Source organism: Agromyces protaetiae (assembly GCF_030866785.1).
GTDB classification, from domain to species: Bacteria; Actinomycetota; Actinomycetes; order Actinomycetales; family Microbacteriaceae; genus Agromyces; species Agromyces silvae.
Genome location: NZ_CP133018.1, coordinates 1,544,144 through 1,556,533 on the forward strand (window position 1 = coordinate 1,544,144; position 12,390 = coordinate 1,556,533).

The 12,390-nt window shown below is 70.6% G+C and carries 15 protein-coding genes; 12 read left to right on the top strand and 3 right to left on the bottom strand.

Going from position 1 to position 12,390, the window contains the following annotated elements; translation table 11 throughout:
• Positions 1-34 precede the first annotated feature (34 nt).
• Together QU602_RS07105 and QU602_RS07110 are read left to right on the top strand one after the other, a co-directional pair.
• Positions 35-958, top strand: coding sequence for a metallophosphoesterase (locus QU602_RS07105; protein ID WP_308799551.1), 924 nt, complete (start codon positions 35-37; stop codon positions 956-958).
• The gene (locus QU602_RS07110; RefSeq protein WP_308799552.1) at positions 955-1,986 is read left to right on the top strand and encodes a tyrosine recombinase XerC; all 1,032 of its coding nucleotides are present in this window, start codon (positions 955-957) and stop codon (positions 1,984-1,986) included. The genes QU602_RS07105 and QU602_RS07110 overlap by 4 nt, the downstream gene beginning before the upstream one ends.
• A gap of 31 nt (positions 1,987-2,017) precedes the next feature.
• Here QU602_RS07110 and QU602_RS19105 read toward each other — a convergent pair whose 3' ends face one another.
• Positions 2,018-2,410, bottom strand: a complete 393-nt coding sequence (locus tag QU602_RS19105; protein WP_373692898.1) for a M23 family metallopeptidase — start codon at positions 2,408-2,410, stop codon at positions 2,018-2,020.
• Between QU602_RS19105 and QU602_RS19110 the strand changes: the two genes are divergently transcribed.
• The 10 genes from QU602_RS19110 (at position 2,345) to QU602_RS07160 (ending at position 9,644) form a co-directional block, all read left to right on the top strand.
• A complete protein-coding gene (locus QU602_RS19110; RefSeq protein WP_373692899.1) occupies positions 2,345-2,848 on the top strand; it encodes a pentapeptide repeat-containing protein in 504 nt (167 codons plus the stop codon). The genes QU602_RS19105 and QU602_RS19110 overlap by 66 nt on opposite strands.
• A gap of 83 nt (positions 2,849-2,931) precedes the next feature.
• The gene (gene rpsB, locus QU602_RS07120; RefSeq protein WP_308799554.1) at positions 2,932-3,960 is read left to right on the top strand and encodes a 30S ribosomal protein S2; all 1,029 of its coding nucleotides are present in this window, start codon (positions 2,932-2,934) and stop codon (positions 3,958-3,960) included.
• A 42-nt stretch (positions 3,961-4,002) separates the two neighbouring features.
• On the top strand, positions 4,003-4,833 hold the full coding sequence (gene tsf / locus QU602_RS07125; RefSeq protein WP_308799555.1) for a translation elongation factor Ts: 831 nt from the start codon (positions 4,003-4,005) through the stop codon (positions 4,831-4,833).
• 90 nt (positions 4,834-4,923) lie between these two features.
• Positions 4,924-5,655: a UMP kinase gene (pyrH, locus tag QU602_RS07130; RefSeq protein ID WP_308799556.1), complete on the top strand. Its 732-nt coding sequence runs from the start codon at positions 4,924-4,926 to the stop codon at positions 5,653-5,655.
• Positions 5,656-5,688: 33 nt separating this feature from the next.
• On the top strand, positions 5,689-6,243 hold the full coding sequence (frr, locus tag QU602_RS07135) for a ribosome recycling factor (protein ID WP_308799557.1): 555 nt from the start codon (positions 5,689-5,691) through the stop codon (positions 6,241-6,243).
• Positions 6,244-6,267: 24 nt separating this feature from the next.
• The gene (locus tag QU602_RS07140; RefSeq protein WP_308799558.1) at positions 6,268-7,260 is read left to right on the top strand and encodes a phosphatidate cytidylyltransferase; all 993 of its coding nucleotides are present in this window, start codon (positions 6,268-6,270) and stop codon (positions 7,258-7,260) included.
• 14 nt (positions 7,261-7,274) lie between these two features.
• Entirely contained in the window at positions 7,275-7,829 is a 555-nt protein-coding gene (locus QU602_RS07145; RefSeq protein ID WP_308799559.1) for a DivIVA domain-containing protein, read from the top strand.
• Between the two features lie 52 nt (positions 7,830-7,881).
• The gene (locus QU602_RS07150) at positions 7,882-8,586 is read left to right on the top strand and encodes an aggregation-promoting factor C-terminal-like domain-containing protein (RefSeq protein ID WP_308799560.1); all 705 of its coding nucleotides are present in this window, start codon (positions 7,882-7,884) and stop codon (positions 8,584-8,586) included.
• A 21-nt stretch (positions 8,587-8,607) separates the two neighbouring features.
• Complete coding sequence (locus QU602_RS07155) at positions 8,608-8,916, top strand: hypothetical protein (protein WP_308799561.1); 309 nt, start codon at positions 8,608-8,610, stop codon at positions 8,914-8,916.
• On the top strand, positions 8,913-9,644 hold the full coding sequence (locus QU602_RS07160; RefSeq protein ID WP_308799562.1) for an alpha/beta hydrolase: 732 nt from the start codon (positions 8,913-8,915) through the stop codon (positions 9,642-9,644). Before QU602_RS07155 ends, QU602_RS07160 begins: the two co-directional genes overlap by 4 nt.
• Positions 9,645-9,669: 25 nt before the next feature.
• Here the strand turns inward: QU602_RS07160 and QU602_RS07165 are convergent, their stop codons facing one another.
• Complete coding sequence (locus QU602_RS07165) at positions 9,670-10,737, bottom strand: AI-2E family transporter (protein ID WP_308799563.1); 1,068 nt, start codon at positions 10,735-10,737, stop codon at positions 9,670-9,672.
• A 19-nt stretch (positions 10,738-10,756) separates the two neighbouring features.
• A complete protein-coding gene (locus QU602_RS07170; protein WP_308799564.1) occupies positions 10,757-12,373 on the bottom strand; it encodes a DivIVA domain-containing protein in 1,617 nt (538 codons plus the stop codon).
• Between the last annotated feature and the right edge of the window lie 17 nt (positions 12,374-12,390).

Here is a 12,390-nt window from a genome sequence, read left to right on the forward strand (position 1 = left end):
CGCAGGCGTCGGGGGGCGGTCTTAGGCTGGCGGCGTGGAAGAGCGAAGCGGCGCCTCGGCCAGGCTCGGGCGGTATCCGGCTGCACGGCACGTGGTCGTGCACCTGTCCGACACCCACCTGCTCGCCGGGGGAGCGCTGCTCGGCGGCCGGGCAGACACCGTGGCGGCGCTCGCGCAGGCGGTTCGGCAACTCGAGCGGCTCGGCACGGGCATCGATGCGATCGTGGTCACCGGGGACATCGCCGACCTCGGCGAGCCGGATGCCTACGCGAGGGCGCGGGCAGCCCTCGAACCGCTCGCGGCGTCGAGCGGCGCCGAGCTCGTGTGGGTCATGGGCAACCACGACGAGCGCGAGGCGTTCCGTGCGGGACTCCTCGATGAGGCCGGGGCCGGCGACGAGCCGGTCCACCGCGTGGTCGACCGCGACGGGCTCCGCATCATCTCGTTCGATGTGAGCGTGCCCGGCTGGCACCACGGCGCGGTCGACGACGCGGCCGCCGCCTGGCTGTCGACGGTGCTCGCCGAGCCCGCACCCAACGGCAGCATCCTCGCCCTGCATCACGCCCCGATCTCCACCCCGCTCGCGGTGATGGACGTGCTCGAGCTGCAGGGCCAAGACCTGCTCGCCGAGGCCCTCGCCGGGTCCGACGTCCGTCTCATCCTCGGCGGGCACCTGCACTACCCGACGAACGGCGTGTTCGCGGGTATCCCCGTCGCCGTCGCCGGCGCGACGGCGTACACCATGGACCTGTCGGCGCCGCCGCGCGAGCTCGTCGGCATCGACGGCGGGCGGTCCTTCTCGCTCGTCCACCTGTTCGACGAGGGCGCGACGACCTCGGTCGTTCCGGTCTCCGATGCGCGGGTCGTCTCGAACCTCAACGCCGAGTTCCTCGCCGAGCTCGAACGCCTCGATCGTGCGGGCCGGCTCGAACGATTCTCGCGGAAGCCCGGGTCGTGAGTGCGACCACCTCGCCGACGCTCGGCGCCGCGGTCGACGAGTACCTCGCGCACGTCCGAGACGAACGCGGGTACTCACCGAACACGGTGGCGGCCTACCGCGCAGACCTGACCGAGCTCACGACGTTTCTCGAACGGGGTGAGCACGCCGACGACGGAGCAGACGTCCGTCGGCCCGCCCGCCTCGCGCAGCTGGAACTGTCGGCACTCCGCGATTGGCTGTGGGCCGCCACCGAGCAGGGCCTCGCCCGCGCGACCATCGCCCGCCGCGCAGCCTCCGTTCGCGGGTTCTGTGCCTGGGCGACGCGCCGAGGCCTCCTGCCGGCCGACCCGGCCGCTCGGCTGCGTGCGCCGCGCGCGCAGCGCCCGCTCCCGCGGGTGCTCACGCACGACGCCGTCGCTGCGCTACTCGACCGCCTCGAGTCGCGCGCCGCGCTCGGCGAGCCGATCGCCGCACGCGACGCGGCGATCATCGAGCTGCTGTACGCCTCGGGTCTGCGCGTGTCGGAACTCGTCGGGTTGGATGTCGGATCGATCGATCGGGGGCGACGCACCGTGCGCGTCATCGGCAAGGGATCGCGCGAGCGGGTCGTGCCGTACGGCGCCCCCGCGGCCCGGGCGCTCGACCGGTACCTCGACCGCGCTCGGCCGGCCATGCTGGCGGCCGCTCGCGACGCCGCCGAACAGGCCGCGGGCCGGGCGGGCGACCTCACAGCCGAGCGTGCCGCAGCCCCGACCCGGCCGATGGCGACGAGCGCCGCGTTCCTCGGCGCTCGCGGCGCCCGGCTCGGTGTCCGCTCGGTGTATCAGCTCGTCGCCGGACTGCTCGCCGAGATCCCCGGCACCGGCCCCAGTGGGCCGCACGCACTTCGCCACACTGCGGCGACGCATCTCCTCGACGGCGGTGCAGACCTGCGCGCCGTGCAAGAGTTCCTCGGGCACGCGAGTCTCGGCACGACGCAGATCTACACGCACGTCTCGGCCGAGCGCCTGAAGCAGACGTACCGCACGGCGCATCCGCGCGCCTGACGGACGTCGTGGCGCCCAGTGCAGCCGTACCTCACTCGCTGAGCGGCAGGAGCACCGCCCGCGGCACGCCGCCGAGGAACAGCAGCGGCGACACATACTCTTCGTCGACCCGCACACCGAAGTGGGCGCACACGTCGGCACAGTGACCGCCCGCCGCGACCCGGCCGATCGGGCTGCCGCGCTCGAGGACGTCGCCCACCGAGACCGACGGCTCGACCGGCTCGATCGAGCTGATCACACCGTCGCCGTGATCGATCGAGACCAGCGGCCGATCGGCGACCCGGCCGGCGAACCGCACCACGCCCGGCGCGGCCGCGGCGACCTCCGCCCCGGCCCGGACAGCGAGATCGATGCCTCGGTGCCCCGCCGAGTAGGGCGTCAGCGGTGCACGGAAGGGCTCGAGCACCCGGATCGGCGGCGCCACCGGCCACCGCCACGGGGCCGGACGGATCTCCGCGGCACTGATGTCCGCGGCACTGATGTCCGAGGCACGGATGTCCGCGGCACGGATCTCCGCGGCACGGATGTCCGCGGCACGGATCTCCGCGGCGCGGCCGATGCCGGCCGCCGTCGACGGCGCCGCCGCCGTGATCGGACACAGGATCGCGATGACGAGCAGGACGACGGCATGCGTGGTGACGCCGCGCCGCGCGCGCCGGCTTCGGGGACGAGTCATCACGGCAGTGTCCTCGCCTTACGAGCCGGTGCCGCGGTGCGGCGCGGCATCCGTGCACTCGGGGCCTGGCCGGCCGCCTGGGGAGGGCGCGCCCGCGTGATAGCATGTCCGATGCGCCTCGCCATGCGAGGTGACTCCGCGTGCCCATTCGGCCACCGACTCCACTCAGTCCTCAAGTCCTCGTGACGAGAGGCGGAGCCGTGCCGGGCACCAGGGCTTCCGGCCGCCGGCCGGAGCGACAACTGAAACCTACAGAAGGAGCCTCGGCCATGGCCGTCGTCACCATTCGCCAGCTGCTCGACAGCGGCGTGCACTTCGGGCACCAGACCCGCCGTTGGAACCCGAAGATGAAGCGGTTCATCTTCACCGAGCGTTCCGGCATCTACATCATCGACCTGCAGCAGTCGCTCGCCTACATCGACAAGGCGTACGACTTCGTCAAGGAGACGGTCGCCCACGGCGGCACCATCCTCTTCGTCGGCACCAAGAAGCAGGCGCAGGAGTCCATCGCCGAGCAGGCGACGCGCGTCGGCCAGCCCTACGTGAACCAGCGCTGGCTGGGCGGCCTCCTCACGAACTTCCAGACGGTCTCCAAGCGCCTCGCGCGCATGAAGGAGCTCGAGGAGCTCGACTACGAGGGCACCACGAGCGGCTTCACCAAGAAGGAGCTCCTCCTCAAGAAGCGCGAGCTCGACAAGCTGCACAAGTCGCTCGGCGGCATCCGCAACCTCTCGAAGACGCCCTCGGCGCTCTGGGTCGTGGACACCAAGAAGGAGCACCTCGCGATCGACGAGGCCAAGAAGCTCGGCATCCCCGTCATCGGCATCCTCGACACGAACTGCGACCCCGACGAGGTGCAGTACCCGATCCCGGGCAACGACGACGCGATCCGTTCGGTGAGCCTGCTCACGCGCATCGTCGCCGACGCCGCGGCCGAGGGCCTCATCCAGCGCCACCAGAAGCCCGAAGAGGGCGAAGAGGCCGCCGAGCCGCTCGCCGAGTGGGAGCAGGAGCTGCTGCAGGCCAAGGAGCCCGAGCAGCAGTCGCCGCAGACCGACAAGGTCGACGGCGCCACGGCTGAGGCCGAAGAGGTCGCCGAGATCGCCGACGTCGTGTCCGCCGACACCGTCGCCGAGGCCTCCACCGAGACCGCGGCCGACGAGGCCGGCGCCGCCGCTGCCGAGGCAGCGGTCGAGGCCGAGGTCGCAGCCGACGAGGCCGCAGCCGACGAGGCCGCAGCCGACGAGGCCGCAGCCGACACGGCCGACGCCGACGAGGCCGAGCCCACGTCCAAGTAAGTTCACGAATCCAGACCACGAGTCCAGGAGACTGATTCACCAATGGCCAACTTCTCTCTCGAAGACGTGAAGACCCTGCGCGAGCGCCTCGGCACCGGCATGATCGACACGAAGAACGCGCTCGTCGAAGCCGAGGGCGACATGGACAAGGCGATCGAGATCCTCCGCCTGAAGGGTGCGAAGGGCAACGCGAAGCGTGCCGACCGCTCCACGGCTGAGGGCCTCGTGGCCGCCGTCGACAACGGCGACGGCACTGCGACGCTGCTCGAGCTCGCGTGCGAGACCGACTTCGTCGCCAAGGGCGACAAGTTCGTCGCGCTCGCCGACCGCGTGCTCGCGGCCGTCGCGGCGGCCCGTGCCGACTCGGTCGAGGCCGCCCTGGCCGCCCCGGTCGACGGCAAGACGGTCGCGCAGGTCATCGACGAGGACGCGGCGATCCTCGGCGAGAAGGTCGAGCTTCGCCGCGTGCGCCTCGTCAAGGGCGAGCAGTTCTCGATCTACCTGCACAAGACGTCGAAGGACCTGCCCCCGCAGGTCGGCGTGGTGCTCGGGTACTCGGGCACCGATGCCGAGACCGCGCGTTCGGTCGCACAGCACATCTCGTTCGCGAACCCCGAGTACCTCACGCGTGAGGACGTGCCGGCGGAGCTGGTCGAGAAGGAGCGCGCGCTCGTCGAGCAGATCTCTCGCGAGGAGGGCAAGCCCGAGGCTGCGCTCCCGAAGATCGTCGAGGGTCGTCTCGGCGCCTACTTCAAGCAGGTCGCCCTGCTCGAACAGGACTACGCGAAGGACAACAAGCTGCAGATCAAGAAGGTCCTGGCGGACGCCGGGATCACGGTGAGCGACTTCGCTCGCTTCAAGGTCGGCGCGTAACACCACCGATGGGGAGTCCGGATCGCATGCGATCCGGACTCCCTTTTCGTGCGTGGCAGTAGTTTTGATCCGGATGGAAGGATGGGCACGATGACCGAACGCAGACGCAGGGTGATGCTGAAGCTCTCCGGGGAGGCGTTCGGCGCCGGCGCGCTCGGCGTGAACCCCGACGTCGTCTCGGCGATCGCTCGCGAGATCGCCGAGGCGGCACGCACGGTCGAGGTGGCGATCGTCGTCGGCGGCGGCAACTTCTTCCGGGGCGCCGAGCTGAGCCAGCGCGGCATGGACCGCGGGCGCGCCGACTACATGGGCATGCTCGGGACGGTCATGAACTCGCTCGCGCTGCAGGACTTCCTCGAGCAGGCCGGTGCTGAGACGCGGGTGCAGTCGGCGATCTCAATGACGCAGGTCGCCGAGCCCTACATCCCGCGCCGTGCCGAGCGGCACCTCGAGAAGGGCCGGGTCGTCATCTTCGGCGCCGGCGCAGGCCTGCCCTACTTCTCGACCGACACGGTCGCGGCGCAGCGGGCGCTCGAGATCGGCGCCGAAGTGGTGCTGGTCGCCAAGAACGGCGTGGATGGCGTGTACTCCGACGACCCGCGGACCAATCCCGATGCGCACAAGATCGACCGCATCAGCTATCAGGAGGCGCTCCAGCGGGGGCTCAAGGTCGTGGACTCGACCGCCTTCAGCCTCTGCATGGACAATGGCATGCCGATGCAGGTCTTCGGCATGGAGCCGGCCGGCAACGTCACCGCGGCCATCCTCGGATCCGATCTCGGCACGGTCGTCGCGAACGGCGTGCCGGTCGGTGGTCGATAGACTGTCCCGAGCAGCGAAACGAAGGAGCTCCAAGTGATCGCGGATGTACTGTCTGACGCCACCGCACGTATGCAGAAGGCCGTCGAGGTCGCCAAGGAGGACTTCTCGACCGTCCGCACCGGCCGGGCGAATCCTCAGCTCTTCCAGAAGATCATGGTGAGCTACTACGGCACGCCGACGCCGCTGTCGCAGCTGGCCTCGTTGAACAACCCCGAGGCCCGCACGCTCGTGGTGACGCCCTACGACAAGAGTGCGCTCAAGGACATCGAGCAGGCGATCCGCGACACGCCGAACCTCGGCGCGAACCCCACGAACGATGGCAACATCGTTCGCGTCACGCTGCCCGAGCTCACCGAGGAGCGCCGCAAAGAGTTCGTGAAGCTCGTCAAGTCGAAGGCCGAGGACGCCAGGGTGTCCGTGCGCAACATCCGGCGCAAGGCGAAAGACGACCTCGACGCGCTGAAGGGCGAGGTCGGCGACGACGAGGTGGCGCGCGGCGAGAAGGAGCTCGAGCAGGTCACGAAGGCGCACGTCGACCAGATCGACGATGCGCTGAAGCGCAAGGAAGCCGAGCTTCTCGAAGTCTGAGACCGGTTGAGACGAGGGCGGGCGATGTCAGGCGTCCCAGATGAAGAGCGGACGGATGCCTCGCGGCCGGACCGCTCCTCGCGCGCGGAGTTCCGCGCGCAGGTGCACGCCCGGCGCGCCGAGTTCGAGCGTCAGTTCGAGGCGGGCAAGGCGCAGTTCGACCAAGCCCAAGAGAAGATCAAGGCGCGTACCGGGCGCAATCTGATCCTCGCGATCCTGATCGGCGTCGCGGCGGGCGCCTTGCTGCTGCTGAGCCTGCTCGTGCTCAAAGAGCTCTTCATGGTCTTCGTGGTGGTGCTCGTGGCCTTCGCGAGCATCGAGCTCGTGCAGGCGCTCCGCAAGGGCGACATCGCGGTTCCGATCGTGCCGACGGTCGCGGTGGCGGTGGTGACCGTGCCGGTCTCCTACTACCTCGGCGCGGGCGGGCAGCTGCTCGCCGTGCTCGGCGGCATTCTGCTCGTGTGGGTCTGGCGTCTCGTCGCGGTGCTCGTGTCCCCGGCCGCGCGTCGCGGGAGCCGATCGCTCCTCCGCGACCTCGGGGCCGGTGCGTTCGTCCAGGGGTACGTGACATTGCTCGCCTCGTTCGCCGTGGTGCTCACCGCCGCCGACGGCGGCGAGTGGTGGACGCTCGCGTTCATCATCACGGCCGTGGCGGCCGACACGGGCGCATATGCGTTCGGGCTCATGTTCGGCAAACACCCGATGGCGCCGGTGATCAGCCCCAAGAAGACCTGGGAAGGGTTTGCGGGCGCGGCGGGGGCCAGCCTCCTGGCGGGCGTGCTGCTCGCGCTCTTCATGCTCGGCGAGCCGTGGTGGTTCGGACTGATCTTCGGTGCGGCCATCCTGCTGAGCGCGACGCTCGGCGACCTGGCGGAGTCGCTCATCAAGCGTGACCTCGGCATCAAGGACATGAGCTCGTGGCTCCCGGGGCATGGTGGCTTCCTCGACCGCCTCGACTCGATCCTGCCGTCGGCGGCGGTCGCGTTCATCGCCTTCAGCGTGTTCGGCGGCGCGTGAGCGATACTGGATCGGTGGATTCCACCTTCCCCCGCGCGCGCAAGCCCCAGCCCGGCTACAACACCGCCCAGGTCGAGGCCTTCCTCCAGGTCGCGAGACGTGCATATGACGGCAAGCCCGCGGCCGACGACCCGCCGATGACCGCAGAGCGGATCAGGCTCACGGCGTTCCCCATGCAGAAGGGTGGCTACTCGACCGCGCACGTCGACGCCGCCCTCGAACGCCTGGAGGACGCGTTCGCTGCGAAGGAGCGGCAGATCGCCGCCCGGTTGCACGGCGACGAGGCCTGGCTCAGTGAGGCACGGACGACGGCGCAGGTCGTGTCGAACCGGCTCGCGCGCCCGGAGGCGCAGCGGTTCGACCGGGTGAGCCCGCTCGTGCTCGGGTACAACGTCAAAGAGGTCGACAAGTTCGCCGAGCGGCTCACCAGGTACTTCAGCGACGGCTGGCCGATCAGCGTCGACGACGTGCGCACCGTGACGTTCCGCGCGCAGCGCGGAGGCTACCGTGAGGCCCAGGTCGACCTCGTGCTGGATGCGGTGGTCGACGTCATGCTCGCGGTCCGGTGAGGCGGCGGGTTCGTTCGACCCGGGGAGTGCCCTCCGCTAGACTCGGGTGATCGTGGGTAGGCATTCGGATTCGTCGGCGCAGCATGCGCAGCAGGTCGGCCGTCACCCCGTGGTCTCCCGCCCGCAGGCTGAGCGCTCCGTTCGGCCCGTCGGCCGCGTGAAGCAGGCCCTCACGTTCGGGTTCGCGTTCAGCGCGGCCTTCAGCTTCCTGCTCGTGAACATCGCCGACCCGTCGATGGTCGCGACCGCCTCGTCCGAATACGCCCAGCCGGCCGATCGGTTCGGCGGCGCCGCCGCACAGGGGGTCGACGTGTCGAGCGACTTCGAGATGTCGGTCGCGCGCGAGAGCTACCACGTGATCGAGAAGCCGCCGGAGCCGCCGCCACCACCCGCGCCCGCGCCGGGCTCGACCTCGTCCGACTCGGGCTGGGCGCCGCCCGCGATCACGCCCGACCCCGGCTCGGCCCAGGCGTACGCGGCCGGCGCGGTCGCCGCGCGCGGCTGGCCCGCCTCGGAGTTCGACTGCCTGTACGCCCTCTGGGCGAAGGAGTCCGGCTGGCGGGTCAACGCCCATAATGCGTCGAGCGGCGCCTATGGCATCCCGCAGTCGCTGCCGGGCTCGAAGATGGCGTCGGCGGGGGCCGACTGGGAGACGAACGCGGCCACGCAGATCGAATGGGGCCTCGGTTACATCCAGGGTCGCTATCAGACGCCGTGCGGGGCGTGGGCCAAGTCCCAGGCCTCCGGCTGGTACTGAACGGCGCCCTAGACTGGCACGATGGCGCCGTCGAACCGAGCTCGCGGCCGTGCCGCGAAGGCACGGGCGGGGCACCCCGAGCTGGATGTCGAGCGGCTGACCGCCGGCTGGCGCCGCTCAGAGGTCCGCGCGGGCCGTGAATGGAATGTGCAGCCGGTGTCCGAGCGCCAGGCGACGAAAGCGTACATCTGCCCCGGGTGCGGCCAAGACGTCGCTCCCGGCACGGCGCACCTGGTCACCTGGCGGGCCGACGGCGTGCTCGGCGATGCTGCCGACCTCGCAGCGCGCCGGCACTGGCACACGCACTGCTGGAGGATGGGAGCCCCGTGAGCGCAGCCGAACCGACCGAGATCCGCGCGGGCGTCGAACTGCCCGCGGTGCGCGAAGACGTCGAGCTGCGGACCGACGACGGGCTCACCCTCGTCGGTGAGCTCGCCGTGCCGGCCGACCGGTCTCCGGTCGCCACGCTCGTCACGCTGCACCCGCTCCCGACGGCCGGCGGGTTCATGGACTCCCACGTCCTGCGGAAGGCGGCGGCGCGCCTGCCGGCGCTCGCCGGGCTCGCCGTCTTGCGGTTCAACACCCGCGGCACCACGTCGCCCCGCGGCACGAGCGAGGGTGAGTTCGGCGACGGGGTCGGCGAGCGGGCGGATGTCTCGGCGGCGATGCGGTTCGTGCGTGAGCGAGGCCTGCCCAAGCCGTGGCTCGTCGGCTGGTCGTTCGGCACGGAGCTGGCGCTGAAGCACGGGCTCGAACACGAGATCGAAGGTGTGATCCTGCTTTCGCCGCCGCTCCGCCGGACCTCCGACGCCGAGCTCGCGCGCTGGAACGACGTGGACGTGCCGGTCATCGCCCTGATCCCCGAGCACGACGACTTCCTGCGGCCGGCCGAGGCCGCGACGCGGTTCGCGGCGGTGCCGCACGTGCGCGTCGTGCCGGTCGACGGCGCGAAGCATCTCTGGGTCGGCGAGCAGCAGACCCGCCGGGTGCTCGACGAGATCGTCGGCGCGGTCGCGCCGGAGGCGTTGCCGCTGCCGACGCACTGGCCGGTCGGCTGACGTCTCGGGGCGCGAATACGCCGCGTCAGCGCTCGTTCTGACGCGGGATCACGACCTGCTTGATGATGAGCAGGATCGAGGCGGCGACCGGGATGGCGATCAGCGCTCCGAGGATGCCGAGGAGGGAGCCGCCCGCGAGCGCGGCGACGACCACGAGCGCTCCCGGCACTTTCACGGCGCGGTTCATGATGCGCGGTGAGAGCACGTATGCCTCGATCTGCATGTAGATCAGGTAGTAGATGGCGGCGACGAGCGCGGTCAGCGGCGAGCCGAGCCCAGGCAGGAGGCAGACCAGCACGATGATCACCGAGCCGCTCAACGTGCCGACGAGCGGCACCAGCGAGAACACGAAGGCGAGGAAGGCCAGGACCGCCGGGAACGGGGCGCGGATCGCCGAGAGGAAGATGAAGCTCAGCACGCCATTGATCGCCGCGAGCGAGGCCTGTCCGATGACGTACCGGCCGACTGACTCCGTGATCTGATCGGTGAGGTCGGCGAACCGGGCGCGGCGTGACGCCGGCACGAGCTGGTACACGCCGCGCTTCATGGTGTTCAGGGAGGCCGTGAAGTACAGCGTGAGGATCACGACGACGACGACCGCGAACAGGCCGCCGCCGATCGCGAGTGCGACCTGCCAGACGCCGCCGGCGAGCTCGCTCACCTTGTCGGGGTTGGAGACGAACTCGACGATCGCGCCGGAGACGTAGTCGTAGACCGTTCGGACGTCGAGCGACGGGAACTGTTCCTGCAACTGGTCGAGCCAGTCGGCCGTGCTGCTGAAGCGCGTGAAGATCGCCGGCAGCTCCTCGACCAGCTGACTGACCTGGTCGACGATGATCGGCACCACGGCGAGCACCAGGGCGGCGACCACCGCGCCGACGCCGGCGATCACGATGAGGATGGCCGCCCAACGGGGCAGCCGTCGCCGTTCGAGCCAGACGACGGCCGGCTCGAGTCCGAGCGCGAGAAACAGCGCGGCACCGACGTACGTGATGATGGTCGACAGGCTCGCCACGGAGTAGAGGATGAGCGCGCCCACGCCGATGCCGAGCGTGCCGACCAGCCCGAGCCGGAAGGCGTTCTGAATCTTCACCCGTCGTCGCTTCCGCCGGCTACTTGCGGAGTTCGCCGGTGGCCTGCTCGGCCTGCGTCAGCACGCCGCGGAGTCCTTCGAAGTAGCCGGCCACCGCATCGCGTTCGATGCGGATCTGCGAGAGGCGTTCTTCCGCGTCGGCGACGAGGGCGCGACTGCGCTCGTCGGCGTCGGCGACGAGCTTCCGCGCCTGCGCGTGCGCCTCGGCGATTCGCTCGGTCGCCTCTTCGTCGGCCCGGTCGCGGAGCTCGGCGATCTCGGTGCGCAGGTGCGCCTCGAGCCGCTCGCTCTCCGCCCTGGCCTCGGACGTGCGGGCGACGGCTTCGGCGAGCTCGGCGTTCGCCTCGTCGAGGAAGCCCTGCGTCTCCGCGGCAGCCGCGCGGTGACGCTCGAGGAGCTCCTGCTCGGCTTCGTCGCGGCGTGTGGCGAGCTCGGCGTCGAGGTCGATGCGCGCCTGCTCGATCTCGCGGCGCATGCGGTTCACCTCGTGCGTCGTCTTCTTCCGCATCGAGGTCAGCTGGTTGTCGAGGTCGATGCGCGCCTGCTGGGCCTCGGCCTCGAAATCGGCCCGCGATTGCTCCTGCTCCAGCGCGAGGTCGGCACGGACCTGGTCGAGGTCGGCGTCGTGCTTCGCGCGGAGCCGGTCGAGTTCGTGCGCGAGCTTGAGCTTGGCGTTCTCGTGATCGCGTTCGAGGTCGACCTGTGCCTGCTCGCGCTCTTCGACGAGCTTGGCGCGGCCGGCGGCGAGTTCCCGCTCGAGGTCGGCGCGGGCCTGTTCGAGCTCGTGTTCGAGACGCGTGCGGCGTTCTTCGATCTCCGCCTCGATGGCGGCGCGCGCTTCGGCGTTCTCGCGCGCGAGGTCGAGGCGTGCCTGCTCGGTCTCTTTGGCGAGGTCGATGCGTGCCTGCTCGCTCTCCCGGGCGAGCTCCGCGCGGGCCTGGTCGAGTTCGACCGCGACCTCGGCCCTGGTCTGCTCGGTCTCCTGCTGGAGGCCGGCGGCCGTGGCGTGCGCCTCGTTCGCCTCGGATTTCGCATCCGCGAGCGTCTGGCCGGCCCGGCGCTCGGCATCGGCGAGCGTCGCCGCGGCCTCCCGGTTCGCGCTGCTCCTGAGCTCGGCGGACTCGGTCGACGCCGCCGCACGGATCGCGGCGGCGTCGCGCTCGGCATCCTGCCGCAGCTGCTCGCTCGTGTCGTGTGCGCGGGCCACCATGTCGTCGGCCTCGGCGCGCGCGTTCTCGAGCGTGCGCGCGGCCTGGGTGCGGGACTCGCGGATCGTTCGCTCCGAGAACTCCTGTGCGTCGCTTCGGAGCAGGTGGGCTTCGTCTTCGGCGGTGCGGCGCAGCTTCTCGGCGTCGATGTCCGCCTGCGCGATGAGGCGCGTGGATTGTTCTTCGGCGACGCGCAGCGTGTTCTCGAGCTTGGTGCCGAGACCCGAGAAGGTCGGGCTGCCGACCTCTTCGAGCTCGGCGGTCAGTTCGTCGATCCGGGCGAGGAGCCGCTTGTTCTCCTTGCCGAGCTCGGCCCCGCTGGTGTTCGCGGTGATCAGGTCGCGGCGCAGGCCGTTGATGGCCCGCTCCACCTCGTCCTTGTCGTACCCGCGGAACACCTGGGTGAACTCGGCATCTTCGGCGGCCATACTTCCTCCGGATCACT